Below are 24,433 nucleotides of genomic sequence, written 5' to 3'. Positions count from 1 at the left end.
GCGATGGGCGCGGGCTGGGTCGCGGGGGTGACACGGGCCAGGTCGATGGCCGTGGGACGCCTCGGCCCGGACGGGGCACGGGCACTGGCAGACGCGGCCACCCTGTCCGACGCCCTGCGCGCACTGGCCGGTACCCCGTACGGACGCGCCCTCGATGCGGAGGCCGGGACCGCAGAGGCCGGGCGGGCGGTCTTCGGTGTGCTGCTGTGGCAGCTGCGGGTGCTCGCCGGCTGGCAGCCCCGCCTCGGCGTCGCCGCCGTACGACAACTTGCCGCCGGCTTCGAGATCGCGAACACCCGGGACCATCTGTACGTCCTGTCCGGCGAGCCGCGGCCCGCGCCGTACCGACTGGGGGCACTGTCGACCGCCTGGCCGCGACTGGCCGGAGCCAGGTCGCCGGGCGAGGTACGGGCGGTACTGACTGCCTCCGGGTGGGGAGACCCCGGGGGCGAGTCGGCGGCAACCGTGGTGACCGGGATGCGGCTGTCGGCGGACGCCCGTCTCGTGACCGACCTCCCGCCGGCGGCCCGGTGGGCGGCGGGTGACGCTGCGCTGCTGGTGGCGCGCGAGAGCTTCTTGCTGGGCCGCCGGCTGACCGGGCGGGCCGCCGGGTACGCCGAGCGGATCCTCGGCCGGTCCGCTGTGCGGGCCTCGTCCTACGTCGACTTCCGCGCGCATCTGCCGTCGGTGGCCCGCTGGGCGCTGGAGGGTGCCGAGAGGCCCGCGGACCTGTGGCGCGCAGAGGCCCGCTGGTGGCTCGCGGTCGAGCGGGACGGCCTGCGGATGCTGCATCGGGCGCGCTTTGACGTGTCGCCGGTCGTGGGCGCCACCGCGGTGCTGACCGTCGACGCGTGGCGGGTGCGTGCCGCTCTGGTGGCCGCCGCACACGAAGGCCGGGCACGGGAGGACTTCGATGACCTGCTTCAGTGACTCCCTGACACCGGCGGCGCCGGTCCGTATGCAGCGGGTGGCCGTCGTCGCCCCCCGCGCCGCGCTGCGGGATGTGCTGGTGCGGGTCGCCGACGCGGGGTGCGTGGAACTGGACCGCGCCGACGACGCGGCCCGAGCCACGGGACCCGCCGCACGGCGGCTCCAGACGCTGCGTGCCGAGTCCGCCACGGCCCTGCTCTCCCGCACGGCACCCGATCTCGACGCCCTCCAGGCGGCGGGCCGGGCCGACCTCCTGGAGGGCGAGGCGCAGTTCGAGAGCTACAGGGAGGCCGCGCTGCGGCATGGTCCGGTGGCCGCGCTGGCCGGCTGGTGCCCCGTGACCGAGGTGCCCCGGCTCAGCCGCAGCCTGGCCGACGCGGGAGGCGCCGTCGTGCCGCTGCGCGCACCGCGCGGCATCGACCCGCCGACCCAACTGCCCGCCACGGGCCCGGTACGGCGCTCTCTCGTGCCGCTGGTGCGCACCTACGGGACGGTCCCGTACTCCGACATCGACCCCACGCTGCCCGCCGGGATCGCCTACGTCGTCATGTTCGGGATGATGTTCGGCGACGCGGGCCACGGCGCCCTGCTGCTCCTCGGGGCGTTGCTGCTGCGACTGGGACGACCCCGCCGACTCGCCTCGCTGCGTCCCCTGTGGCCGTTCGTCGCCGGGGCGGGGCTGGCGAGCACCCTGGCCGGCTTCGCCTACGGGGAGTTCTTCGGCCCCACCGGCGTGCTGCCGGTGCTGTGGCTCAACCCGCTCGACGAACCCGTGCTGCTCCTGGCGAGCGCCGTCGGATTCGGCGCGCTCCTGCTCGCCCTGGCCTACGTGGCGGGCATCGTCAACCGGTGGCGGGAGAACGGACCGGGCGGAGCACTGTACGCGCCGTCCGGCATCGCCGGCGCCTCGGTGTTCCTGGGGTTCGCCCTGGTCGCCGGGGGAGCGGTCCTGCACGGGCCGGTGCTCACGGCGAGCGGCGCGGTGCTCGCTCTGACCGGGCTGCTGCTGGCCGGCACCGGGCTGTTCGCCCAGTCGGGAGGCGGTGTCTCCGGCGGCCTGCAGACCGGCATCCAGCTCTTCGACGTGGTGGTCCGGATCGGGTCGAACACCATCTCCTTCGCGCGGCTCGCGGCGTTCGGGCTGACCCACGCCGCGCTCGGCGGCATCGTCTGGCAGGGCACCACCGGCCTGGCCGGGGCCGGGCCCGCGGGGCTCGTCGCCGCGCTTGCCGTCTTCGTCCTCGGCAACGCGCTCGCCTTCGCGCTGGAGGCACTGGTCGCCGGGGTGCAGGCGCTGCGCCTGGAGTTCTACGAGCTGTTCTCCCGGGTCTTCGACACCGAGGGCCGGCCCTTCCGGCCCTGGCACGTGCCCACGCAACCCCATCAACACCCGGTCTCCGCACCACAAGGAGTCTCCGCACACCATGGAACGGAGGCGATGACATGATCGCCTGGCTGATCGCGCTGCCCGTGCTCGTGGCGGCGTTCGCCGTCACCCGCCGGCTGCTGCGCCGCCGCAGTCCGGGGGTGCTGCGGTCGATCCTCGCGGCGGACGCGGCACTGTTCACCGGAGCCCTGGTGCTCCTGCTCGTGGCCCTGAGCGACGGTTCGGCACAGGCCCACACGGCCACCGCGGCCGCGCAGAGCTCCGGCTCCAACTCCGCGGCGCTCATCGGCGCGGCCATCGCGGTCGCCGGCGCCTCGATTGGCGCGGCGATCGCCGTCGCCTACACCGGCGCCGCCGCTCTGGCGGTGATGAGCGAACGTCCCGAACTCTTCGGCCGGGCCATGGTCATCGTCGGCCTTGCCGAGGGCATCGCCATCTACGGTCTGGTCGTCGCCATCATCCTGCTCGGAAAGACCTGACCATGGCTCACATCGCGGCGATCGGGGAACGGTTGCGCATCCTCGGACTGGCGTCCTCGGGTGTCCTGCTTCGCCCAGCGGAGGAGCCGGAGGCCGTGCGCGCGGCCTGGCAGGGGCTGTCTCCGGATGTGGAGATGGTCATCGTGACACCGGCCGCGGCCGAGGCACTCGGCGAGCAGCCGATGGACGGCCGGGGCCCGCTCATCGTGGTGATGCCGCCATGAGGACCGCGCTTCCCATGGGAGCCGACACGGCGCTCGATCCGGTGCGGGCCCAGCTCCTGCGGGCCGCCAGGACCGAGGCTGACACCTTGCTGGCCGCGGCCGACGACGAGGCCTCGGCCGTACTCGCCGACGCCGAGGCCCAAGCCGCGACGATCCTCGCCGAGGCTCGCAGGCTGGGCGAGGACGACGCCGCGACCGCCCGCGACGCCGCGCGTACCCGCGCCCGGAGGGACGCCCGGGCCCGTGAACTCGCCGCTCACCGTGAGTGCTGGGAGGAGCTGGGTCGACGGGTCGTCAGCGGCGTCGAGGACCTGCGCGGGACGGATTCCTACCCGCTCCTGCGAGCCCGGCTGACCGCGTACGTACGCGACGCGCTGGGCCCCGACGCCCGGATCACGCAGGCCCCCGGCGGCGGCGTGGTCGGCGAGACGGGAGACCGCAGGCTCGACTGCAGCCTGAACGCGCTCGCGCGCCGGGCACTGGAACGGATCGGCACGGAGGCAGAGGAGTTGTGGGCGCCATGACGTTCGCACCGCACGGCCGCGGCCGCGTTCTGCGGGTCACCGGGCCGCTCGTCGAGGCCGAGTACACCGGCGGCACCGCGATGAGCGACCTGGTCGCACTCGGCGACGCCGGGCTGCCCGGGGAAGTCGTCGCGATCCGCGACGGGGTCGTCACCGTCCAGGCGTACGAATACACGGGCGGTCTGGCCCCCGGCGCGCCGGTGCACTCGCTCGGCAGGCCGCTGTCGGCGTCGCTCGGACCGGGACTCCTGGGCGGCATCTTCGACGGGCTGCTGCGCCCGCTGGCGGCAGCGGGCGCGTGGCTGGAGCCCGGAGGCGTCGGCCGGCCGAACGGGCAGCGGCCCGAGTGGGCGTTCGTGCCGCAGGCGAAGGCGGGCGACTCCGTCCAGCAGGGGGATGTGCTCGGCGAGATCCACGGCGCGGGACCGGTCCCGCTGCGGGTTCTGGTGCCGCCCGGCCGCACCGGCCCGGTGGACCACATCGCGCGCGAGGGCTCGCTCCCCGCGGACGCGGTCGTCGCGTCGGTGGCGGGCACCCCGGTCCGGATGACCACCGACTGGCCCGTCCGCCGGCCCCGCCCCGTCCGGGAGCGGCTGGAGTCCGGCAGGGCGCTGGGCACCGGGCAGCGGGCCATCGACCTGCTCTTCCCGGTGGCCCTGGGCAGCACCGTCGCCGTCCCCGGCGGCTTCGGCACCGGAAAGACGGTGCTGCTGCAGCAGATCGCCAAGTGGTGCGACGCGGATGTCATCGTCTACGTCGGCTGCGGGGAGCGCGGAAACGAAATGGCCGACGTCATCGACGAGTTCACCGCGCTCACCGACCCGCGCACCGGCGGCCGCCTCGCCGACCGGACCGTGATCATCGCCAACACCTCCAACATGCCGATGATGGCGAGGGAGGCCAGCATCTACACCGGCGTCACGGTCGCCGAGTACTTCCGCGACATGGGCTTGGACGTCGTCGTCATCGCCGACTCCACCTCCCGGTGGGCCGAGGCGCTGCGTGAGTTCGCCTCCCGCACCGGCGCCCTGCCCGCCGAGGAGGGCTATCCGGCCGGACTTGCCTCGGCCCTCGCCGCGTTCTACGAACGGGCGGGCGCGGTGACCACCCTGGGCGGCCGTAACGGCTCGGTGACGGTGATCGGCGCGGTGTCCCCACCCGGCGGCGACATGGCGGAACCGGTCACCGCCCACACCCAGCGTTTCGTGCGCTGCCTGTGGACCCTGGACCGCGAACTCGCCTACGCCCGCCACTACCCGGCCGTCTCCTGGGCCGAGTCGTTCTCCCGCGACGCCGAGGTGCTCGGTGTCCACCACGCCGCGACGGACGACCCGGACTGGCCCGCCCGCCGCGCGCGAGTGGCGGGCCTGCTCGCGGAGGCCGACCGGCTCGCCGATCTGGTCGACCTGGTCGGCATCACCGCACTGCCCGCCCAGGAGCGGATCAGCGTCCTGGGCGGACGGCTCCTGCGCGAAGGCGTGCTGCAACAGAGCGCGCTGTCCGAACGGGACGCCTACAGCGGCGCGGAGAAGACGGCCGCACTGGCCGAGGCGGTACTGGCCGTCGTCGACCGGTGCCGCGAACTGGCCGACTCCGGAGTGCCGGTGACACACATCGAGGAAGTCGACTTCTCGCCCGTGCTGCGCGCCCGCGAGGAGGCGGGCCCGCACGACGCGGCCACCGTGGAGCGGCTGCACCGCACCATGCTCGACCGGCTCAGGGAGGTGTCGTGAACAGCACCGGAGACCGGGGCGACTGGGGCCGCATCGAGTACACCTCGGTGCGCGAACTGCGCGGCCCCCTAGCGGTCGTCGACAAGGTGGAGGGGGTGGGCTGGGACGAGTTCGTGCAGTTCACCCTCGACTCGGGGGAGCGGCGGCACGGACTCGTGCTGGACGCCGACCGTGGCACGGCCGTGGTGCAGGTGCTGCAGGACACCGCGGGCATCGACCCGGCACGGATCCGGGCCGCCTTCACCGGAGCGCCGCTGCGCATCCCGGTGGGCCCCGGCTGGCTGGGCCGCGTATGCAACGGCCGCGGTGAACCCCTTGACCAAGGACCGCCCGTCTTCGGCGCCGCCGCCTCGGCGGTGAGCGGCCGTCCCATCAACCCGGTACGCCGCGAGCCGCCCGCCGAACCCGTGCTGACCGGGGTCAGCGCCGTGGACGCGCTCACCACCCTCGTACGAGGCCAGAAGCTGCCGGTGTTCTCGGCGGCGGGCCTGCCGCACCTGGAACTGGCCGCGCAGATAGCGGCCCAGTCGACGGCCGGGGGCGAGCCGTTCTGCGTGGTCTTCGCCGCCATGGGAGTGACCCACGCGGACGCCGACTTCGTCCGCGACGCACTCGAAGAGCGGTCCGCCGCAGGCGAGTTGGTGCTCCTGCTCAACACCGCCGACGACCCCGTGATCGAACGCATCCTCACCCCCCGCATCGCGCTCACCGTCGCCGAACAGCTGGCCTTCGGCGAGGGCCGGCACGTACTGGTGGTCATGACGGACATGACGAGCTACGCCGAGGCGCTGCGCGAGGTCTCCGCGGCCCGCGGCGAGATACCGGCCCGCCGCGCCTATCCCGGCTACCTCTACAGCGACCTGGCCTCCCTGTACGAGCGCTGCGGACGCATCCGGGGGCTGCCCGGCTCGGTCACCGTGCTGCCGCTGCTCACCATGCCCGCCGGCGACATCACGCACCCGGTTCCCGACCTCACCGGCTACATCACCGAAGGGCAGATCGTGCTCTCCCGCGAGCTGCACGCCAAGGGCGTCTACCCGCCGGTGGACGCCCTGTCCTCACTGTCCCGGCTGATGCGCAAGGGCGCGGGCCCCGGCCGTACCCGCGACGATCACCTCGACGTCGCCGCACAGCTGCTCGCCGCCCTGGCCCGGGCCCGGCAGATCAAGGAGCTGGCCGATCTCGTCGGGCAGGCGGCCCTCAGCCCCACCGACCGCCGCTACCTCGACTTCGACGAGGCGTTCGCACACACCTTCGTCGATCAGCGCAGGGACGAACTCCGTACGCTGGAACAGACCCTGGAGCGTGCCTGGCAGGTGCTGCTCACCCTGCCCCGCAGCCAACTGGCCATGCTGCCCGCCGAGTTCCTCGACGCGCACGACGCGACCGAGGGCGGGTGATCCCATGGCGGACCTGCGCACCCCACCCGGACGAGCCGGCCGGATGCGGCTGCGCCACAGCCTGGAGGTCGCGCGGCGCGGCGCGGACCTGCTCGACCAGAAACTGCGCATCCTGCGCGCCCGGCACGAAGAGCTGCTGCGCGCCGAGCGCACCGCCCGGGACCACTGGCACGAGCGCCTGCGGGAGGCCGAGACCTGGCTACGACGTGGACTGCTCCTCGGCGGCGAAGAGTCCCTGGAATCGCCGCACCCCGAACGTCCCGCCGAGTTGGAGATCGCCTGGACGTCCACGATGGGCGTACGACACCCGCGGGCCGCTTCCTGCACGGTGCCGGAACGTGACCCGGACGCACCGGCACCCCCCAACACCGGGCTGATCCATGCCGAGGCCGCCTACGCCGAGGCGGTGCGGGCCGCCGCCGAGTACGCCGTCGCCCGCGCCGCGGCCCGCGCCGTCGGGGCCGAGGTGCTCAGTACCCGGCAGCGCGTGCGCGCCCTGCAACGCCACTGGATCCCGCGACTGGAGCAGGCGCTGGCCCGTGCCGACCTCGCCCTGGAACAGAGCGAGCACGAGGACGCGGTACGCAGGCGCTGGGCCGCCCGTGCTCTTGAGGACGGCATCTGACGGCGGTCGACGCCTCGGCGACGGCGGATCGGTGACCGGTGCGTCGTTGTTTTCACACCGTCACGGCTGGGCGGGCCCTGCCAACTGGACGATGTCGTCGGAGGCGACGTCGTGGAGCCGGATGGCGAGGTCCTCCAGGGCGCGGCTGGCGGCGAGTTCGTCGCCGATCTCCGGAATCGAACGGTCGATCGGGTTGCGGCGGGCCACTCCCCGGCCGGTGACCGTCGAGGTGTCCCGGGTGTTCAGGACGGCACGTGCGTGCGTGTCGTCGCCTTCCTCGGTGATGTAGATCTGCACGGTCCACTGCTTGGCTTCCATCGTGATCACTCCCGAGCGGATGGGGAGGGTACGAGGGCCGGGCGCCGGGCTGCGGGAGAGCCTGGGCCGACTCCTCTTTCCACCCCTCAGCCTGCTCCCCTCCACACGGGCGGTCCAGGGCCGAACGGCCCGCCCAGAAGGCGCCGCCGGACACTACGCCCGCCCGCTCACCTTCCTCATCCGCGCTCGTCCGGGGAGGGGCCGTAGGGGCTTCCATGCTTGTGTTCGACATGGTGGACATGCGCGTCGGGCCCGGGGAAGACGAGTGTCACCTCGTCCGTGTCCGACCAGTGCACGTCGTAGGGTGGCGTTCCGTCCTCGTGGCGCAGTCCGACGATCTCGCCGTCGCGCCTGGTGACGCCGGTGGTCGGGCTTTCGACAATGAGCTGATCGCCCAGTTGAGCTCGCATGGTCGCCCTCCTCCCGTTCCGCGGAGTGCTGCTGTACCCAACGTGACACGCGCGGCGTGCCGCCGCATGGGCTCGAGAACCCCATCCGGAGGGCCGGTCGGCCCGGTCTCCGGGCCGACCGGCCCTGAACAGGGTCCTGACCGGCTTACTCACGGGCGGCCGGTTCCTGACACGCTGGACACGTGACCACCCCCGGCTGTCACCCCGGAAGGGAGAGACGCCATGCACCACCGCACGGTCGCAGACCTGATGACGCGCAACGTCGTCCGGGCGAGGCCCGACACACCGTTCAAGGAGATCGTCAAGCTGCTGGCGGAGAACGACGTCACCGCCGTACCCGTGGTGGACGACCTGGACCGCCCGTTGGGTGTGGTGTCCGAGGCCGATCTGCTGCGCAAGTCGTCCGGCCAGACCGATCCGTCCGGCCGCATACCGCTACCGCATCTGGAGGCGTGGGAGCGGGCCAAGGCCGACGGCACCAGCGCCGAGGAGCTGATGTCGGCTCCCGCCGTCTGCGCGCGTGCGGACTGGACCGTGGTCGAGGCGGCTCGCCTCATGGCTCTCCAGAACGTCAAACGGCTGCCCGTGGTCGACGAGGCGGACCGGCTCCAGGGCATCGTCAGCCGCGGCGACCTGTTGCGGATCTTCCTGCGCCGTGACGACGCCATCCGTGACGAGATCAGCGGGGACGTGCTTCGGCGGACGCTGGGCCTGGCTCCCCTGGAGGTGACGGCCGACGTACGCGAGGGGCAGGTGACCCTCCGGGGATCGGTCGAGACGAAGAGCCTGATCCCCGTCATCGAACGGTTGTGCAGGAGCGTCGACGGCGTGGTCTCGGTTGCCGACCACATCACGTACCGGACCGACGACTCGCGGAGTGTCTCCGCCGGGACGTGACGAGCGCGGGACCGGGTGCGTCTTCAGCCGGTCACATGGGCAGGCCAACCGCAGGGCGAGGTCGTGCCTGGCCCCGCCTCCGTGACGTAGGCGTCCATCAGGAACGTCACCGAGCCCGGGTGGGCCCGGGCGAGGCGCGGCCGGCTCCGTCCTCGCAGCCTGGTGGCTGACTTGGTTGAGCACGTGCACGCTGCCCACAGGGGGCTCCGCAGCGGCTCGCGCCTCCCCCGGGCGTCACACCGCGACCACATGCGCCGCAGGGGGATGTGGAGTCATCCTCGTATGAGAGGCGCCGTACCCGGCACATCGACGCGGGCGCTCACTCGCCGAAGACCACTCGCGCTCACCGCCCTCCCAGTTCCCGACGTGACGGAGGAAGTCGCCATGGAGCCAGTTGTCACCGTGGGCCTCGACGGCTCACCCGAGAGCCTTGCCGCTGCCCACTGGGCCGCCGACGAGGCCGAGCACCGCAGGCTCACGCTGCGCCTGCTGCATGCGTGGCCCCTGCTGATGCCGGAACCGGCCCAGGTCCCTGCCGAGGTGGATCAGAACTACTGGGCGAGACGGATCGTGCACAACGCGAAAGCGGAGCTCCAGGCGCGCCACCCTGCCCTCGTCATCGTCGGCAGTCTGGTCGCCGACGACGCCCAGGAGGCGCTGCTGCACGCGGCGTCGGAATCCGAGATGCTCGTGCTCGGCTCGCGGGGGCTGGAGCCCATCGAGAGCTACTTCCTGGGCGACGTGAGTATGCATGTCGTGGCCCGGGCCGAGCAGCCGGTGGTGTTGGTGCGTGCCGAAGCGCGCAAGGAGGGGCCGTCGCCCATTGAGGGCATGGCAGCGGGCGTAGTGGTGGCGCTGAAACTGCACGGCCCCTGCGACGACCTGCTCGCATTCGCCTTCGGTACCGCTGTGGCGCGGGGCGTGCCCCTGCGGGCCGTCCACGGCCGAAGCGTGCCGGTCCATGCGCACGTTCCCTGGGGCGTGGACCATGACATCACCGAGGAGATCACGCGGGACGCGCAGAAGAGCCTGAGCCAGGTTCTCCGTCCCTGGCGCGAGAAGTTCCCGGGCGTGGTGGTGGATGACGGTGTCGGTCTCGAGAGTCCCGCCAGGGCCGTCGTACGGGCCGCCGCGGGCGCCGGGCTGCTGGTCGTCGGCCGACGCAAGCACCGTCCCGCCCTGGCGCCACGCCTGGGCTCGGTGGCCCACGCCGCCATCCATCACGCGCGCTGCCCCGTCGCGGTCGTTCCTCACGATTGACACGGGCGACCACAGGAGCAGATGGCGCGTCCTGCGACAGGGGAAGGGCGTCGGCGTTCAGTCGGTGGCCGGAGGACGGTTGTGGGGACGCCCGTCGTCGGGCGGTGCCTTCACCGGCCCGTGGATGCCGGAGCGGTGTGAACCGCCTCACCTCCGACCGCGCGGACCCCGTCAGGCCCTGCCCCGAACAGGCGTCAGCGGATCGGCCGCGCGGTGCGACGAGTTCGGGTTCGACCACCTGCCGCCCGGCGAGCGGAGGGGGCTGCGGTGCGACCTCGTCGACCTGTTCACCGACCTCTTCGCGGCCGTACGACTGCCGCTCAACGGGGACGCCCGCGACGGATTTCCGACGCCGGTCGTCTCACACGGCGGCGGGGCGGCCGCTGTCAACCCGCCGCAAGGACCGCGTCGGCCGGTCGTCGTCGGGTCGGCCGGGCGCGGGTGGCGTGGCCGAGGCGCAGAATCATCTGCGGGAACTCTCCGCGGGCCAGCGTTGTGCGTATCTGGGCGCGCAGCCGGGGTACTTCGAGGGGCTGGGTGTGGAAGGCGGCCACGGCGAAGCGGGTGGTGGTGTGCAGCAGGACCCGTTGCAGGGCCTGTCCGGCGCGCAGCCAGTCCTCCCGGGTGTCGTGCCGCGTGGTGAGGAGGACGACCAGTCCCGTCCCGGGCGGCCAGGACACGGGTGCGGCGGGCGGGGTGTGCGCGAAGCGGAGGAAGTCGCGCCCGGCGAGACCGGTCTGGTCCGGGTGGCGGGCGCAGGCGTCCAGCGGGACGCCGTCCGGACGCGCGTCCAGGGTGGCCCGGGTCCAGTGGGCGAGTTCGGCGACGTGTCCGGGGTCCGAGCGGTGGATCGCTTCGGCGGTGCGGACCAGTTCCGCGAGATGACGCTGTGCGTGGCGGGAGTCCACCGTGTACAGCTCGGCGCCCTCGGCCCGGGCGTGCTCGCGCAGTTCTCCGATCAGCGGTTGCGGGAGCGGGGAGTGCTGGAAGGGGCCGCGGTGCGTGTGCCGTTGCCGCAGAGCGCGGTACATCAGGTTCTCGTCGGTGCTCGGCCTGGCGTGCGGTCCCCAGCCGACGCCGGCGAGATGGGCAGGGTTCCACGAGTCGGGGAATGCCTGTACGACGGGCCGGAAGCCCAGGTGTTGCATGGCGATCCGCAGGTTGAACAGGGCCGCCCCGCAGCTGATGACCTGCTCCCGCCCTTCCGGGTCGGTGAGCAGGAGTCGGCGCGTGGGGTCCGTGTAGAGATCGAGCCCCGTCTCCCGGTTGACGAACAGCCAGGGCTGGCTGTTGTGGACCGAGGGCGCGGTGACGGCCGCGCGGACCAGATGATTGGCCGCGTGGTCGACCTGGGTGTGCGTTGCGTCCATGACGGGCACCGCCGTTCGTCGCTGCCTCTGCTTCGCGGGGGCTCAGTCGTGCGCCACGACGGCGACGGGGCAGCGAGCGTGGTGGATCACGTTGAGGGTGACCGGGCCGGTGCGCGGACCGAGGTGTGTCTCGCGTACACGGCGGCCGACGACGAGCAGTCCGGCACCTGAGGCGGCGCGGACCAGATGGGTTGTGGCCCTGCCGTTGACGACCGTCTCGTTGACCTCGACGCCGGGGTATTTGTCGCGCCAGTTCTGCAGCACGGCGGCGAGGAAGGCGCGCCACTCCTCCTCGTGCCGGGGTCCTTCGCCGATGCCGGGCTCGCCGGGGGCGAGAGCGACGGTCGACGCGTCGTCCCTGGCGTGGACCGCGTGCAGCGTCGCACCGCGCAACCGGGCTGCCTCGAAGGCGAACTCGATGACCTCGTCGCACGGGTCGCTCAGGTCGAGGCCGAGGACGACGTCCCGGTACGGCGTGAGCAGCGACATATTGCCGTCCTCGTCCGGCAGATGCTCGTCCTCGGACCGTTGCCCGGCCTCGACCAGGACGACCGGCCGGGTCGCCCGGGCCACGACGGCCCGGGCCACCGACCCGACGACGAACCCGGTGAAGCCGCCCAGACCGCGGGAGCCGAGCACGAGCAACTCGGCGTTGTGCGCGGCGTTCGTCAGGGCCGCGGCCGCCGGGGCCTCGGCGTGCTCGTCGGTGAGCCGTACCCCGGGGCAGGTCCGCGCGATGCGCTCCTCGGCCTTGCGCAGCACGCCCCGTCCCACGTGACGTCGCACCGCGCTCGCCGCGGCGGAGGGCGCCCGGTCCGGGGCCCAGTCGGAGGCGTGCACCAGGTGCAGGGGCAGATCGCGGCGCACCGCCTCCCGGGCGGCCCACTCCGCGGCGGCCAGACTCTCGGGGGATCCGTCGACTCCGGCGACGACCGGTCGTGACATGGCGGCACCTCCGTCGTGCTCGCTCGTTGGGTTTCTCTCGGTCCTGTTCCCATCGTCGGGCCGGTCTGTCGTGCGGCGCAGGGGCCACCGGGCCCACGCTTCGGCCCGTACGGCCCCTGCGCGGAATGCCGCGCCGCGGATGACCGTGGGGACGGCGGCACTCGGCGCCGTGTCCACGCGGGAGGCGAACGGCCATGGAACGGACCATCGTTGTCGGAGTCGACGGCTCCGCGCGGAGCGGAGTGGCGGCGGACTGGGCGGCGCGGGAGGCCCTGTGGCGGAGGCTGCCGTTGCGGGTGGTGCATGTGACGGATGTGACGGAGCTGTCCGGGGCGAATCTGACCGAATCACGGGCCCACCTCCCGGAGACGCCGACGGGCCGGGCCATGGTCGAACTGGCGTCCCAGCACCCAGAGTTGACGGCGGAGGAGATCCGGATCGACGGTGAGCCGGCGTCGGAGCTGCTTGCCCTGGGCGCCTCGGCCGAACTGCTCGTGCTCGGGATACGTGGCGCCGGGGGATGCGCGGGGCTGGCGGTCGGTTCGGTGGCCCGCGCGGTGGCCGAACGCTCCGAACGGCCGGTAGTTCTGGTGCCCGGCGGGCCCGCCTGCACGGGCACTGGATGGCGCACGGACAAGGTCGCAGTCGGCGTCGAGGCACGGCAGCCGGACGACGAGGCCCTCGACTTCGCCTTCGACAGGGCGAATCACCTGGACGCCCGCCTGCGCGTGGTGCACGCCTGGAAGATGCCGGAACCCGACGCCGCCCTGCTCCCCTTCGCCGTGCCGGGCGGAGACCGGGCCGCCTTGGAGGACGACGAGGTACAGCTCCTTTCCGACGCCCTGCGCCCGTGGCGGGAGAAGTACCCGCGGGTGCGGGTACTGGAGGACGTTGTGCTCTTCGGCGTCGGCGAGGCCCTGGTGCGGGCATCGGGCCGGGCGGACCTGCTGGTGGCCGGCCGGCGCGGGAACAGGCTCGGTGCCGCCCTGAACCGGCTTGTCGGGCATGCCGGATGTCCGGTGGCCGTGGTACCGGCGTGATCGAAGCCGGCCGCCTGGCCGCCCGGCCGGTACGTCTGCATGTGGCGCGGAGCCACGGGGGGCTGGCTGTCCGATGTCCCGTCGGCGGAAGGCGGCCAGGCCGGTTGCCGTCAGGGCTGCTGCGATCGCCGTCAGGACTGCCGGTGTGGTGGCGGTCGGGTGGCTGGGCCGGGAGGTGGGGGAGGTGCTGGAACGGGGAGAGGCCGAGGAGCCAGTTCGGCAGGGTGATGATGTCGCCCAGGATGCTGGCGACCAGGCAGAAGCCGAGGACCGCCCAGGCGGCATTCACAGCGCGTGCCGCGAGGCCGAAGAGGACGGTGGCGAGGCCGGCGAGGACCCGGAGCGTAGAGCAGCGCCGCGCCGAGCAGGCGGGGAATCTGGCCGGGGTCATGGCTGGCCAGGGCGTAGGTGAGGCCGGTGCCCAGCCCGGCGGCGGTGAGCACCAGGACGCTGCCGACGAGGGCGACGGTCCGATGACTTGCCGTCCAGCACAGGCGGGAGACGGAGGTGGCCAGGACGGGCTCGGCACGCAGGGCGGGCACCTCCCCGCGCGGGCGCAGCGCGGCCTGGACGACGTAGCCGCCACCGATCAGGGCGGCGGTGAGCAGCGAACGGGTGAGGTAGGCGTCGGTGAGACTGGCCCCGCCGAGGCTGGCGATGATGTCCCGCATGGTGTCGTTGTCGCCGACGAGGTCCTGGACGTCGTCGGCGACCCAGCCGTAGGCGACCCCGGCGACGGGGTCGGCCCGAACGTCTTCATCAGCCCGAGACGGAGAACGCGTCGGCACGATCGCAGGCACCGGCGGCGGGGGTTCCCGCTGTGGCGGACGTGGTGGTCATGATCCGCTCCTGTCACCCGACTCCGGTCGGTCGGGCAGGATGCGGAAGACGGGGACCCGGTCGGCGATCCGGGCGAACTCCTCCAGCGGGGCCCGCTGGTCCACCCTCAGATGCGCCCGAGCTCCCGGCGCGAGCGCGAGGTAGCGGCGCAGGACCGGCGCGCGGGCGCCTACCTCGACCTCTTCGAGGCGTACGGCCTCGGCACGTCCGTGCCGCAGCACCACACGCCCGTCGGCCGCTCGGACGTTACGCACCCAGTTCGCGGTGTCGCCGAGCATCGACACCAGATAGCGGTCGCCCTCGTGGTCCGCGACCACCAGAGGCAGCGAGACACGCCGGCCAGTGCGACGCCCGGGCACCTCCATCGCGACCAGGCGCCGCGGTGCCAGCCCCGCCGAGGCGGCGAGCACCGACTGCCGGTTCATCACCCGTGCCAGGCGGCCCGGGCGGCCGCCGCGGTACATCCACCGGTCGAACCGGTGCAGCAGACGTGCGGAGTCATCGCGTCCCATGACTCACACCCGCCTCGGCACGTCACCGCACTCCCGCGTGGCGACACGCCCGCGGGCGAGGAACTCCGATGCGGCCTGCCTGGTCGTGAGCACGGTGGTCCCCTCTCTGCACCGGGCGGGGGCCGGACGGTCGACACCCCTCGCCCGCCAAACTCCGCCCGCTCCGGCCCGTCGGCTAGGGCCGATCGGTCCCCCGCTGACGGCATCCGGTCCAACCTGGGGCTGGAACAGCCGCCGACCCACCCACGACGCAGGCCCGGTGAGAGCACGGTCATCCCGCAGGGACCGAACGGCTCCTCCTCAGGGCCGTACGGCCCGCGTCCGCGAGGCCGGGCAGCGCGGATCCTTGAGGGATGAACGCCGTCTGCGCGCCGCCTCGGGCACCGTACGCGATCGCCGGTGCCGGGATCGCGGCCCGTGATGACGGACTCCACGATGAGGACATGGCCGCCCGCCACGCCGCCCGCTTCGACTCCGTATGTCTGGCGGCGCCATGACGACGAGCGGGCCCTCGGTGCAGACCCTGGCCACCCGGGACGTCTTCACCGCCCTGGGCACCTCGCCGCGCGGCCTGGAGCCCCCGGAAGCGGCCGTACGACGGGAGCGGTACGGCCCCAACGAACTGCCGCGTCCCCACCGCAGGGCCTGGTGGCGGGATCTCGTCGGCCAGTTCACGGACCTGTTCGCGGTGGTGCTGCTCGTCGCGTCAGCGATCACCTTCCTGGCGTACGGGCTCCAGGAACCCCGGGACACGGGCACCCTTCAATTGGCCGTGGCGATCCTGTGTGTGGTGCTCCTGAACGCGGCCATCGGTTTCGTCCAGGAGTACTCCGCCGAGCGCACCGCCGAGTCGCTCCAAGCGATGGTGCCCCACACCTGCCGGGTCCTGCGCGGCGGGGAGCGGCAGGAACTGCCCGCGCGCGAACTGGTCCCCGGAGATGTGGTGGTCCTGGAGGCCGGAGACGCGGTGTCGGCGGACTGCCGCCTGGTGGAGGCGCACGAGGTCTCGGTGAACAACGCGGCACTGACGGGGGAGAGTGACCCCGTGGGCCGCACCCGCCAGCCGGTGGCGGCCGGACCGGTGCTGGAGGCCCGCAACTGCGTGTTCATGGGCACCGACGTGGTGGCGGGTTCCGCAAAGGCCGTGGTGTTCGCGACAGGCGCGGAGACCGAGTTCGGACGCATCTTCCGGCTCGCGTCCGCGGCGCCGCGCCAGAAGACCCCCCTGCAGCGCCAGGTCGCCTCGATGGCCCGCCGGGTGGCGGGCGCGGCTCTGGCCATCGGAGCGGTCCTGTTCGCGGTGCGCCTGCCGGCCGGCGAACCCCTCGTCGAGACCTTCGTCTTCGCGCTCGGCGTGATGGTCGCCCTCGTACCCGAGGGCCTGCCCGCGACCCTCTCGGTGTCCCTGGCCATCGGGGTACGGCGCATGGCCCGTCGGCACGCGCTGGTCAAGAAGCTGCTGGCGGTGGAGGCACTGGGCTCCACCACCGTCGTGTGCACGGACAAGACCGGCACCCTCACCCAGGCCGAGATGACCGTCGTACAGGTGTGGACGGACGGCGTCCGGCATGCCGTCTCCGGAGTGGGGTACGCGCCCGTCGGCGAAGTGAACGACGCGCAGTCGGTGCGCGAGCTGCTGCGTATGGCGGCCCTGTGCTGCAATGCCCGACTGGTGCCGCCGTCGGACCACGACGGCTGGCGCGTCCTCGGCGACACCACAGAGGGGGCCATCCTCGTCGCCGCAGCCAAGGCCGGACTCGACCCGGCAGTCGAAGAGGCCACCACGCCCCGCGTGACGGAGTTCCCCTTCGACTCGACCCGCAAGCTGATGAGCACCGTGCACGGCGGCCCCGACGGCGGCATCCACGCCTACGTCAAGGGCGCGCCGCAGGAACTGCTCGCCCGCTGCACGTCCGTCGTCTGGAAGGGCGAACGGCGGCCGCTGACCTACGAGTTGCGCACGATGGCGCTCGCCGCCAACGACGAACTGGCCGCCCAAGGACTGCGGGTCCTGGCGGCGGCGTCGCGGCAGCTCCCCGACAGGCGGCCCACCCAGGAGGAGGCCGAATCGGACCTCACCCTCCTGGGCCTCGTCGGCATGCTCGACCCGCCCCGGCCGGAGGTCAGCGACGCCGTCGACGCCTGTCGGCACGCCGGCATCCGCATCGTCATGGTCACCGGCGACCACCCGTTGACCGCCGAGGCCGTCGCCCGCCGGGTGGGCATCGTCCGCCGGCCCGATCCCACCGTCGTGACCGGCACCAGGCTCGACACCCTCGACGACGACGCCCTGGACACCCTGCTCGCCGAGTCAGGCGAGCTGCTGCTGTGCCGGGTCAGCCCCGAACACAAGATGCGGGTCGTCACCGCCCTGCAGCGGCGCGGCGAGGTCGTCGCCGTGACCGGCGACGGCGCGAACGACGCGCCCGCCCTCAAGCACGCGGACATCGGCGTCGCCATGGGCGCCTCCGGCACCGACGTGGCCCGGGAGGCCGCCGTCATGGTGCTGCTGGACGACTCTTTCGCCTCCATCACCACCGCGGTGCGTCTGGGCCGCTCTGTCTACCAGAACATCCGCAAGTTCCTGATCTACCTCTTCAGCCACAACATCGCCGAGCTCGTCCCGATCCTCGCCGCCACCTTCGCGGGATTCCCGCTGGTACCGATCACCGCCGTGCAGATCCTCGCGATCGACCTCGGCTCCGACGTGCTGCCCGCCCTGGCGCTGGGCGCCGAGCCGCCCGAGCCGGACGTCATGGACCGCCCGCCGCGCTCGAAGCGCGAACGGCTGTTCTCCACCGCGGTGATGGGCCGGATCCTGTTCCTCGGCGGCATCCAGTCCTTCGGCGTGTGCGCCGTGTTCTTCTGGCACATCCACGCCTCCGGCATCCCGTACGCCGACTTCACCGAGGACACCACGGTCTACCGGGAGGCGATCACCATGGTTCAGGCCGGCATCGTGGTCAGCCAGTTCTTCAACGCGCTCGCCGTGCGCACCGACCGGCAGAGCGTGTTCCGGATCGGCCTGCTGTCCAACCCCTGGCTGCTGGCCGCCGGCTGCTTCGGCATTGCGCTGATGGCGGCCATCAGCTACGCCCCGCCCCTGCAGGCCGTCTTCCACACCGCCCCGCTGGCCGCCGCCGACTGGGCGGTCCTCGCCGGATTCGGCGCGCTGCTGCTGGCCGCGGAGGAAACCCGTAAGTGGTGGCTGCGCCACCGCCGTCCCGGAACCGGGAGGAAGGGAGCGCCATGAGGGTGATCATCGCGGGCTGCGGGCGAGTGGGATCCGCACTCGCCGTCCAGCTCGTCGCCGAGGGCCACGACGTACGGCTCATCGACCGCCGGTCCAAGACCCGCAGACTGCTGCCGGCCGGCTTCCCCGGCAGCTTCCACGAGGGCAACGCCTACAGCCGGACGGTGCTGGAGGCCGCCGGGATCGAGCACGCCGACGCGTTCGTCGCCGCCACCTCGGGCGACAACAGCAACATCGTCAGCGCGCGGACCGCGAAGGAGACCTACCGGGTTCCCATCGTGCTGGCCCGCATCTACGATCCGCGCCGCGCCGACATCTACCGCGACCTCGGCATCCCCACCATCGCCAGCGTCCGCTGGACCGTGCACCAGATCCACCAGATGCTCCTGCACCGCCACCTCACCCCGGAACTCACCTTCGGCAACGGCGAGACCGTGTTGGTCCGTTCCGAACTGCCCGCCTATCTGAGCGGGCGGCGGCTGGCAGAGTTCGACGTGGACGGCGAGATCCGCGCCGTCGAGGTCACCCGCGGCGGCCGCTCGCTCGTGCCTGCCCACAGCACCCGCGCCGAGCCCGGAGACCTGGTCACCTTCGCCGTCGCCGCCACCGCACTCGGCCGCCTGCGCGGCTTTCTGGACAAGGAGCTGGGGACATGAAGGCGCTCATCGCCGGCGCGGGACGCCTGGGCGCCCAGATCGCCCAGGTACTCGCCGCGGCCCGCAACGATGTCACCCTCGTCGACATCGACGACGACCGCGTCGCCGAACTCGAAGGCCGCCTCCCCGTACGCCTCCTGGCCGGGGACGCCTGCGAACCCGACATCCTGGAGCACGCGGGCGTGCTCACCGCCGACCTCGTCATCGCCACCACCGGCGACGACGAGGACAACCTCGTCATCAGCCTGCTCGCCAAGCGGCAGTTCGAGGTCCCCCGGGTCGCGGCGCGCGTCAACGACGCCGAGAACACCTGGCTGTTCGACCAGAAGTGGGGAGTCGACACAGCGGTCCCCGCCGCCACCCCGCTGATCTCCCTCATCGAGGAGGCCACCGGCGCCACGGACACCGTCGCCCTGCTGCGCCTGAGCAAGGCCGGCGTCGACGTCATCGAAACAGCCATCACCCCGCAGTCCCGCGCCGCGGGACGCACGCTCGCCGAGATCACGCTTCCCGCGGGCACGGTCATCGCCACCGTCATCCGTGACGGCCAACCTACCGTCCCCGCCCCCGAGATGCGGCTCCGGGCCGGCGACGAACTCCTCGTCGTCTCGCACGCCGCCACCGAACAGGAGATCCACGCCGTCTTCCAGTGACGACCGCCCACCCCGGCCAAAGGGCACGGCGCAATGGTGAGTGGGCCGCGCAGACGACCTCGACGAAGTGGCCCACCTGGTCCTCGGGCAGACGACGGGCGAGGTTCGCTTCGCCGATCACGCCGATCACGCCGACCAGCCGATGGCTGTCGATCAGCCCTTCGAGACCTGGGAGCGCCTTGGGTGGCTCTCGGGGGCGCAACCGCAGCGGGGATTACAGCGTCACCGTTTTCGCCCCGAACTCACTGGTAAGCCCCTGACTGGCCTGGTCAGCACGGCGATGCTGTGCCACAGGCCATTGCGTCAGTGCGGTCGGTTCCTGGCGGTTGTGGTGTTCCTGCGAAGGCCGGCATGAGGTGGCTGTCGTCCTGGGTAGTGAGCCGGGAGGACATGGTGTGTTCCGTGGACGAAGGGCGGCCGCCGCCGGGGGTATCCGCGCCGGCGACGGCCGCGTCGGCGCGAGGATGGCGCGGCCCCTCCGCGGCTTCCTCGCGCGTTCGCCCTCTCCGACGGCAGGGGCTGCGGGAGTTGCCCCGGTTACCAGGGGAGGGCGAGGGGCCGGGGTCGCGTTGTCGGCGTGAAACGCGCCTCCGGCCGTCCAACCGATGACGGTTGGTGTCCTGGTGACCCGGGGGCTGGGGGCCGATGGGGGTCCGGTGCTGTGTGACTCGGCGGTAGCGCAGCTTCCGTTCCCTTGTTCGCAGACTAGTGGGCATCTGTAGTCGCCGGGAAGAGGCCCCTTCGGCCACCGTACGGCGGAGCTGAGGCCCTGGGCGCGGCTCTGTGCAGCCGCTGGTCAGGTGGCCCGGGGTGCGGTGGGATGGTCGTCGCCGATGCCGCCGGGGCCGTAGTGGGTGGCCCATGCGGACAGCTCGGTGCGGTCGGTGAGGCCGAGTGTGGCGAGGATGTCCGCGATGCGTTCCGTGACGGACTGGTGGGTGGTGTCCAGGCGTTCGGCGATGGCCTGGTCGTCCAGGCCTTGGGCGAGGAGGCGGGTCAGGCGGGCCTCGGTGGTGCTCAGCGGCCTGCTGTGGGCGATTGGGGCCGGTGGCGGTGGGGTGAGTTGTGCGTCCAGGGCGTAGGCGACGGCCTGGGAGATGTCCATCCGGGCGCCCTCGGCGAAGGCCGACTCGTAGGTCTCGGCGCCCAGTTGCTCTATGGCGGTGCGGGTGGCCTGGGCGCGGATCGCGGCGAGGAACGGGGCGCCGGTGGCCGCCACGGCGTAGGTCTCACGCAGGGCGCGGGCGGCGCCGAGGAGGCGGGCGGCGCGTTCGGCGTCGAGGAGCGAGGCGCGCAGTCCGGCGAGGACTTCGAGGGTGACGGCCGTGCCGATCACGTCGTGGAAGGCGTGCTGGATCCACAGGGCGTCACGGATGCGGGCGATGGCGGCGGAGAAGCGGCCGCGGGCGCGGTCGGTCTGGGCGAGGAGCCAGTCGAGGTGGGAGCGCATCCAGATCTCCCCGTTGGCGGTGCACAGGGCGCGGGCCTCTTCCAGGACCGCCTGGGCCTCGTGGGTGCGGGCGCGGGCCAGCCAGGCGGCGCCCAGGGCGCAACGGGCCGGGACGGGGCCGGGGTTGAGCGGGGCCTGCGGGCTGTGCAGGGCGAGGGCCCGGGTGAGCAGGGCGATGGCCTGGTCCCAGTCGCCGTGCAGGAAGGCGACCTGGCCCAGCCACTGCAGACTGAAGGCGCTGCCTTCCGGGTCACCCAGGCGGGCCGCGTCGGCTGCGGCCTGCTCCAGGTAGGGGGTGGCACCGTCGGCGTCGACCTGGACGCTGGCGATCCAGCCGCACACCCACAGCGCCCGGGTGCGGTCGTGATCCGGTTCGGCCGGTGTCTGACGCAGGGCGCGTTCCAGATGGTGGCGGCCCTCGCGCAGGCGGCCGCAGCCGATCCATTCGAACCACAGGCGGGAGGTGAGCTCCAGGGCCATCCGATGGTGTTCGGGGCCGGGATGGGTGAGAAGGAAGTCGACGGCGGCCCGGATGTTGGGCAGCTCTGCGGATATCCGCGTGTGCCAGGCGAGTTGGGCGGGTCCGGACCAGGCGGCCTCCGCCTGGCGGACCTCGCGCAGGCAGAATGCGGCGTGCCGCCGGGCCAACGGCTGTTCCTCGCCCAGTTCCCGCAGCCAGGTGGCGCCGTACTCGCGCACGGTGTCCAGCATGCGGTGGCGGACCGCGCCGTCGCCGTCGGTCTCCCGGATCAGCAGGGACTTGTCGGCGAGTCCCGCGAGGGCCGCGAGGATGTCCGTGCGGGGCAGGTTTGTGTCCGTGCACACCTCGGTGACCGCGTCGGCGCTGAAGGAGGCGGAGAAGACGGACAGCCGGGCCCACAGCAACCGTTGGGCCGGGGTGCACAGTTGATGACTCCAGCCGATCGCGGCCCGCAGTGCCTGGTGGCGCACCGGTTCGCCGCGACGGTGGTCGGCCAGCAGCGCGAACCGGTCCCGGAGCGTCGCGTCGATCTCCTCGACGGACAGGGTGCGCAGCTGGGCGGCGGCGAGTTCGATCGCCAGCGGGATTCCCTCCAGCCGTGCGCACAGGGCCTGTACGGCCGACAGCCGGTGGTGGCATGCGGACACGGCCTCGGGCGCGAGATGCGCGGCGCGGTCGAGGAACAGACGTACGGCGTCGGCCGGCTGCTCGTCGCCGTGTGGTGCGGGCCGTGGTTCGACGGGCAACGGGGGGACGGGCAGGGTTCGTTCCTCGGCGAGGCCGAGCGGTTGGCGACTGGTGAGCAGGATGCGCAGGCCCGGCGCGCTCGGCAGGAGTGAGCGGACGAGTGCCGCGCAGTCGTCGAGGAGGTGGTCGCAGCTGTCCAGGATCAGCAACAGGTCTTTGGCGTTGAGGAATTCGGCCAATACCCCGGCCTGCGCTCGCGGCGTGCGTTCTCGCATCCCGACGGCGTCGGCCACCGCGCTCACCAGCAGGGTCCCGCCGCGCAGTTCGGCGAGTTCCACCAGCCACACCCCGTCGGGGAAGCGGGAGCGTACGTCGGCCGCGACCCGCAAGGCCAGCCGGGTCTTGCCGACCCCGCCCATCCCGGTGAGCGTGACCAGCCGGTTCACGGCCAGGGCCGCGGAGACAGCGGCACACTCCGCTCCCCGCCCGACGAACACGGAGAGCGGGACGGGCAGATTGCCCCGTATGGGAAGCCTCCGGTCAGGCACGCGTGAGCCTTTCCGTCAATGACGTACATACCCTCCTCAAGGTAGTACCGCGACAGGACGCCGAGGGAGGAGTCGACGAGGTACACGACAGTGCCACCACATGGCATCTAAGCTCGTCGGAATCGGGCACCGCGAAAACAGAGCACAGGGATGGCGCATGGCCTGGTCCCAGCCGTCGCACCGGGTACGCATGGCCGTCACGCACACCGGGGACGTGACCACGATTCACGTGGCCGGGGAGCTTGATGTCGCCTCACTACCCGTGCTCGCTCGCGCGCTGCGTCGTGTGCAGCGGGCGTCGGGCCGCATCGCCCTCGATCTGAGCAGGGTCACCGCGTGCGGGCCGGGCACGGCAGAACTGCTCGTGGACTGGTCCTTACGACTCGGCTCTGACGGAGGCGAGTTGGCCGTTCACCGCGCGCACAGCTGCGTCCTGCGCATGCTGCGGTCGTACGGGCGACTGGAGTCGCTTCAGATCGCATCCTCCGCACTCCAGCTGCGTCCGGACGAATACCGCCGCCGCTGTTCCCTGCTGCGTGAGGCACTCGTCCTCACGCTGCGGCTCACCGGCGCACCCATGGGCAATGCCCAACTGCTGGAACCCGGCGCCGGAGTGCTCCACATCGTGACCCAGCGCGGCTTTCATCAGCCGTTCCTCAGCTTCTTCGAGACGGTCGACGACCGTGACACCGCGTGTGGCGTGGCCGCGCAGGATCGCAGCCCGGTCTTCGTCGACGAGGTGCCCGCTTCACCGATCTTCCTCGGCACTCCGGCGCTGGACGTTCTGCACGACGCCAAGGTCGGGAGCGTGGCCTCTTTGCCCGTCTCCTGCGGCGACGGCACGCTGATCGGTGTGGTCTCCGTCCACCGGCACGAGCCGGCCGCATGGACCAGCGAGCAGCGGCGCACCCTCACCCGCCTGGCCCGAGCGGCGGGCCAGGTGCTCTAGCGCAACGCGGCTCCGCCGGGCGGGACTTGTCCCGCCGCCACGGGGGGAGCGACGGGACAAGCCGAAGGCGATGATGCCACAGGCAGCTCACAGCCGAAGGGTGAACCAGGTGGTCTTCCCCCGATCTTGGGGGTGAACGCTCCAGCTGTCGGCGATGGCGTCGACGAGGATGAGACCGCGCCCGGACTCCTCGTCCTGGGCGGCCAGCCGTGGTCGGCCACCATCCGCAGTCCGGCGCCCATGCCTTCGAGGGTGAGGTCCGGCAGGCGCGGCTCGATGTCCGCGACGCTGACGACCAGTTCGCTGACCACTGGCAGCACCGCGTCCGCGAAGGCGGACTCCGGGGCGACGCCGGCCGGGGGGAAGTGGTCGGCCACGTTCTCGCGGGCCTCGTGTACCGCGTCGGGCCCCACCCGCACCGAGGTGACGTGCCGCCGCAAAGGGGCTCGTACGTGCTCGATCGTCGCGGCGGGTCTGCCCCGGTGCCATGGCATCCGGAAGCGGCGGGCGTCGCCGGTCACCGTGCTGCTTCCGTTCGGCGCAGTTCGTCGAGCAGGTCCTGCCGCCCCGCCAGCAGCACGGACAGGATCCGCCGGGCGGTGGCCAGCAGTTCGGCCACGTCGGCGCCGGCCAGCTCGTAGATGACCGTCGATCCGGTACGGGTGACGGTGACGATCCCGGAGCGGCGCAGCACCGCCAGCTGCTGCGACAGGTTCGACGGCTCGACCTCGATCTCCGCGAGCAACTCGCGCACCGGCTTCGGGCCGTCCTGGAGCAGCTCCAGCACACAGATCCGTACCGGATGCCCGAGCATCCGGAAGAACTCCGCCTTCGCCTCGTACAGCGGAACCGTCACCCCGAT

Annotated in this window: 25 protein-coding genes; 16 read left to right on the top strand and 9 right to left on the bottom strand. The window is 72.6% G+C overall.

The features are described from left to right. The first annotated feature begins 3 nt into the window (after positions 1-3). From ABZ928_RS42880 to ABZ928_RS42845, 8 genes are read left to right on the top strand one after another with little or no spacing between them, the layout of a single operon-like run. Entirely contained in the window at positions 4-930 is a 927-nt protein-coding gene (locus tag ABZ928_RS42880) for a hypothetical protein (RefSeq protein WP_361531773.1), read from the top strand. Then, positions 914-2,377, top strand: a complete 1,464-nt coding sequence (locus ABZ928_RS42875; protein ID WP_361531770.1) for a V-type ATPase 116kDa subunit family protein — start codon at positions 914-916, stop codon at positions 2,375-2,377. The genes ABZ928_RS42880 and ABZ928_RS42875 overlap by 17 nt, the downstream gene beginning before the upstream one ends. After that, positions 2,374-2,796 (top strand): ATP synthase subunit C, encoded by a 423-nt coding sequence (locus ABZ928_RS42870; RefSeq protein WP_361531767.1) that lies wholly within the window; start codon positions 2,374-2,376, stop codon positions 2,794-2,796. The genes ABZ928_RS42875 and ABZ928_RS42870 overlap by 4 nt, the downstream gene beginning before the upstream one ends. 2 nt (positions 2,797-2,798) lie before the next feature. Further along, positions 2,799-3,020 carry a hypothetical protein gene (locus tag ABZ928_RS42865; RefSeq protein ID WP_361531764.1) on the top strand — a complete coding sequence of 74 codons (222 nt, stop codon included), beginning with the start codon at positions 2,799-2,801 and terminating at the stop codon, positions 3,018-3,020. A gap of 14 nt (positions 3,021-3,034) precedes the next feature. Next, on the top strand, positions 3,035-3,544 hold the full coding sequence (locus ABZ928_RS42860; protein WP_361531761.1) for a hypothetical protein: 510 nt from the start codon (positions 3,035-3,037) through the stop codon (positions 3,542-3,544). Next, positions 3,541-5,277, top strand: coding sequence for a V-type ATP synthase subunit A (locus ABZ928_RS42855; protein ID WP_361531758.1), 1,737 nt, complete (start codon positions 3,541-3,543; stop codon positions 5,275-5,277). Before ABZ928_RS42860 ends, ABZ928_RS42855 begins: the two co-directional genes overlap by 4 nt. After that, on the top strand, positions 5,274-6,677 hold the full coding sequence (locus ABZ928_RS42850; RefSeq protein WP_361531755.1) for a V-type ATP synthase subunit B: 1,404 nt from the start codon (positions 5,274-5,276) through the stop codon (positions 6,675-6,677). Before ABZ928_RS42855 ends, ABZ928_RS42850 begins: the two co-directional genes overlap by 4 nt. 4 nt (positions 6,678-6,681) lie before the next feature. Then, on the top strand, positions 6,682-7,302 hold the full coding sequence (locus ABZ928_RS42845) for a V-type ATP synthase subunit D (RefSeq protein ID WP_361531752.1): 621 nt from the start codon (positions 6,682-6,684) through the stop codon (positions 7,300-7,302). A gap of 60 nt (positions 7,303-7,362) precedes the next feature. Here ABZ928_RS42845 and ABZ928_RS42840 read toward each other — a convergent pair whose 3' ends face one another. Together ABZ928_RS42840 and ABZ928_RS42835 are read right to left on the bottom strand one after the other, a co-directional pair. Then, entirely contained in the window at positions 7,363-7,620 is a 258-nt protein-coding gene (locus tag ABZ928_RS42840; protein ID WP_361531749.1) for a DUF1876 domain-containing protein, read from the bottom strand. Positions 7,621-7,796: 176 nt separating this feature from the next. Beyond that, positions 7,797-8,030, bottom strand: a complete 234-nt coding sequence (locus tag ABZ928_RS42835; protein ID WP_361531746.1) for a DUF1918 domain-containing protein — start codon at positions 8,028-8,030, stop codon at positions 7,797-7,799. 222 nt (positions 8,031-8,252) lie between these two features. On the opposite strand from ABZ928_RS42835, the gene ABZ928_RS42830 reads away from it, so the two are divergent. Both ABZ928_RS42830 and ABZ928_RS42825 read left to right on the top strand, forming a co-directional pair. After that, positions 8,253-8,927 (top strand): CBS domain-containing protein, encoded by a 675-nt coding sequence (locus ABZ928_RS42830; RefSeq protein WP_361531743.1) that lies wholly within the window; start codon positions 8,253-8,255, stop codon positions 8,925-8,927. Between the two features lie 384 nt (positions 8,928-9,311). Continuing rightward, entirely contained in the window at positions 9,312-10,187 is an 876-nt protein-coding gene (locus ABZ928_RS42825) for a universal stress protein (protein ID WP_361531740.1), read from the top strand. Positions 10,188-10,573: 386 nt separating this feature from the next. On the opposite strand, the gene ABZ928_RS42820 is transcribed toward ABZ928_RS42825, so the two are convergent. Together ABZ928_RS42820 and ABZ928_RS42815 are read right to left on the bottom strand one after the other, a co-directional pair. Beyond that, positions 10,574-11,557 carry a hypothetical protein gene (locus ABZ928_RS42820; RefSeq protein ID WP_361531737.1) on the bottom strand — a complete coding sequence of 328 codons (984 nt, stop codon included), beginning with the start codon at positions 11,555-11,557 and terminating at the stop codon, positions 10,574-10,576. Positions 11,558-11,599: 42 nt separating this feature from the next. Next, the gene (locus ABZ928_RS42815) at positions 11,600-12,502 is read right to left on the bottom strand and encodes a universal stress protein (RefSeq protein ID WP_361531734.1); all 903 of its coding nucleotides are present in this window, start codon (positions 12,500-12,502) and stop codon (positions 11,600-11,602) included. 194 nt (positions 12,503-12,696) lie between these two features. Between ABZ928_RS42815 and ABZ928_RS42810 the strand changes: the two genes are divergently transcribed. Then, the gene (locus ABZ928_RS42810; RefSeq protein WP_361531731.1) at positions 12,697-13,542 is read left to right on the top strand and encodes a universal stress protein; all 846 of its coding nucleotides are present in this window, start codon (positions 12,697-12,699) and stop codon (positions 13,540-13,542) included. 131 nt (positions 13,543-13,673) lie between these two features. Here the strand turns inward: ABZ928_RS42810 and ABZ928_RS42805 are convergent, their stop codons facing one another. Together ABZ928_RS42805 and ABZ928_RS42800 are read right to left on the bottom strand one after the other, a co-directional pair. Beyond that, positions 13,674-14,330 carry a hypothetical protein gene (locus ABZ928_RS42805; RefSeq protein WP_361531728.1) on the bottom strand — a complete coding sequence of 219 codons (657 nt, stop codon included), beginning with the start codon at positions 14,328-14,330 and terminating at the stop codon, positions 13,674-13,676. A 48-nt stretch (positions 14,331-14,378) separates the two neighbouring features. Continuing rightward, on the bottom strand, positions 14,379-14,894 hold the full coding sequence (locus ABZ928_RS42800) for a nitroreductase/quinone reductase family protein (RefSeq protein WP_361531725.1): 516 nt from the start codon (positions 14,892-14,894) through the stop codon (positions 14,379-14,381). 353 nt (positions 14,895-15,247) lie between these two features. Here ABZ928_RS42800 and ABZ928_RS42795 point away from each other — a divergent pair, with 353 nt between their 5' ends. From ABZ928_RS42795 to ABZ928_RS42780, 4 genes are read left to right on the top strand one after another with little or no spacing between them, the layout of a single operon-like run. Then, entirely contained in the window at positions 15,248-15,391 is a 144-nt protein-coding gene (locus tag ABZ928_RS42795) for a hypothetical protein (protein WP_361531722.1), read from the top strand. Beyond that, positions 15,388-18,147, top strand: coding sequence for a cation-transporting P-type ATPase (locus ABZ928_RS42790; RefSeq protein ID WP_361531719.1), 2,760 nt, complete (start codon positions 15,388-15,390; stop codon positions 18,145-18,147). The genes ABZ928_RS42795 and ABZ928_RS42790 overlap by 4 nt, the downstream gene beginning before the upstream one ends. After that, on the top strand, positions 18,144-18,803 hold the full coding sequence (locus ABZ928_RS42785; RefSeq protein ID WP_361531716.1) for a TrkA family potassium uptake protein: 660 nt from the start codon (positions 18,144-18,146) through the stop codon (positions 18,801-18,803). The genes ABZ928_RS42790 and ABZ928_RS42785 overlap by 4 nt, the downstream gene beginning before the upstream one ends. Continuing rightward, a complete protein-coding gene (locus ABZ928_RS42780; protein ID WP_361531713.1) occupies positions 18,800-19,456 on the top strand; it encodes a TrkA family potassium uptake protein in 657 nt (218 codons plus the stop codon). Before ABZ928_RS42785 ends, ABZ928_RS42780 begins: the two co-directional genes overlap by 4 nt. A gap of 796 nt (positions 19,457-20,252) precedes the next feature. Here ABZ928_RS42780 and ABZ928_RS42775 read toward each other — a convergent pair. Then, the gene (locus tag ABZ928_RS42775; RefSeq protein WP_361531710.1) at positions 20,253-22,622 is read right to left on the bottom strand and encodes an NB-ARC domain-containing protein; all 2,370 of its coding nucleotides are present in this window, start codon (positions 22,620-22,622) and stop codon (positions 20,253-20,255) included. 157 nt (positions 22,623-22,779) lie between these two features. Between ABZ928_RS42775 and ABZ928_RS42770 the strand changes: the two genes are divergently transcribed. Beyond that, entirely contained in the window at positions 22,780-23,571 is a 792-nt protein-coding gene (locus ABZ928_RS42770) for an STAS domain-containing protein (protein ID WP_361531707.1), read from the top strand. Here ABZ928_RS42770 and ABZ928_RS42765 read toward each other — a convergent pair. Beyond that, positions 23,568-24,092 carry a hypothetical protein gene (locus tag ABZ928_RS42765; RefSeq protein ID WP_361531704.1) on the bottom strand — a complete coding sequence of 175 codons (525 nt, stop codon included), beginning with the start codon at positions 24,090-24,092 and terminating at the stop codon, positions 23,568-23,570. The two genes, ABZ928_RS42770 and ABZ928_RS42765, sit on opposite strands and share 4 nt — an antisense overlap. Next, on the bottom strand, positions 24,089-24,427 hold the full coding sequence (locus ABZ928_RS42760; RefSeq protein ID WP_361531701.1) for a metalloregulator ArsR/SmtB family transcription factor: 339 nt from the start codon (positions 24,425-24,427) through the stop codon (positions 24,089-24,091). The genes ABZ928_RS42765 and ABZ928_RS42760 overlap by 4 nt, the downstream gene beginning before the upstream one ends. Between the last annotated feature and the right edge of the window lie 6 nt (positions 24,428-24,433).

The sequence above is a fragment of the Streptomyces sp. NPDC046909 genome, from assembly GCF_040644695.1.
Classification (GTDB): Bacteria; Actinomycetota; Actinomycetes; order Streptomycetales; family Streptomycetaceae; genus Streptomyces.
Note: the sequence above shows the minus strand (reverse complement) of the source record. Positions and strands in the feature narration are given on the sequence as shown.

Bases quoted from the DNA above. Each gene is read 5' to 3' on its own strand.
- ABZ928_RS42820 (WP_361531737.1), bottom strand. From the start codon at position 11,557: ATGGACGCAACGCACACCCAGGTCGACCACGCGGCCAATCATCTGGTC.
- ABZ928_RS42845 (WP_361531752.1), top strand. From the start codon at position 6,682: ATGGCGGACCTGCGCACCCCACCCGGACGAGCCGGCCGGATGCGGCTG.
- ABZ928_RS42855 (WP_361531758.1), top strand. From the start codon at position 3,541: ATGACGTTCGCACCGCACGGCCGCGGCCGCGTTCTGCGGGTCACCGGG.
- ABZ928_RS42865 (WP_361531764.1), top strand. From the start codon at position 2,799: ATGGCTCACATCGCGGCGATCGGGGAACGGTTGCGCATCCTCGGACTG.
- ABZ928_RS42770 (WP_361531707.1), top strand. From the start codon at position 22,780: ATGGCCTGGTCCCAGCCGTCGCACCGGGTACGCATGGCCGTCACGCAC.
- ABZ928_RS42875 (WP_361531770.1), top strand. From the start codon at position 914: ATGACCTGCTTCAGTGACTCCCTGACACCGGCGGCGCCGGTCCGTATG.
- ABZ928_RS42860 (WP_361531761.1), top strand. From the start codon at position 3,035: ATGGGAGCCGACACGGCGCTCGATCCGGTGCGGGCCCAGCTCCTGCGG.
- ABZ928_RS42800 (WP_361531725.1), bottom strand. From the start codon at position 14,894: ATGGGACGCGATGACTCCGCACGTCTGCTGCACCGGTTCGACCGGTGG.
- ABZ928_RS42840 (WP_361531749.1), bottom strand. From the start codon at position 7,620: ATGGAAGCCAAGCAGTGGACCGTGCAGATCTACATCACCGAGGAAGGC.
- ABZ928_RS42825 (WP_361531740.1), top strand. From the start codon at position 9,312: ATGGAGCCAGTTGTCACCGTGGGCCTCGACGGCTCACCCGAGAGCCTT.
- ABZ928_RS42880 (WP_361531773.1), top strand. From the start codon at position 4: ATGGGCGCGGGCTGGGTCGCGGGGGTGACACGGGCCAGGTCGATGGCC.
- ABZ928_RS42785 (WP_361531716.1), top strand. From the start codon at position 18,144: ATGAGGGTGATCATCGCGGGCTGCGGGCGAGTGGGATCCGCACTCGCC.
- ABZ928_RS42835 (WP_361531746.1), bottom strand. From the start codon at position 8,030: ATGCGAGCTCAACTGGGCGATCAGCTCATTGTCGAAAGCCCGACCACC.
- ABZ928_RS42780 (WP_361531713.1), top strand. From the start codon at position 18,800: ATGAAGGCGCTCATCGCCGGCGCGGGACGCCTGGGCGCCCAGATCGCC.
- ABZ928_RS42810 (WP_361531731.1), top strand. From the start codon at position 12,697: ATGGAACGGACCATCGTTGTCGGAGTCGACGGCTCCGCGCGGAGCGGA.
- ABZ928_RS42815 (WP_361531734.1), bottom strand. From the start codon at position 12,502: ATGTCACGACCGGTCGTCGCCGGAGTCGACGGATCCCCCGAGAGTCTG.
- ABZ928_RS42870 (WP_361531767.1), top strand. From the start codon at position 2,374: ATGATCGCCTGGCTGATCGCGCTGCCCGTGCTCGTGGCGGCGTTCGCC.
- ABZ928_RS42795 (WP_361531722.1), top strand. From the start codon at position 15,248: ATGAACGCCGTCTGCGCGCCGCCTCGGGCACCGTACGCGATCGCCGGT.
- ABZ928_RS42830 (WP_361531743.1), top strand. From the start codon at position 8,253: ATGCACCACCGCACGGTCGCAGACCTGATGACGCGCAACGTCGTCCGG.
- ABZ928_RS42790 (WP_361531719.1), top strand. From the start codon at position 15,388: ATGACGACGAGCGGGCCCTCGGTGCAGACCCTGGCCACCCGGGACGTC.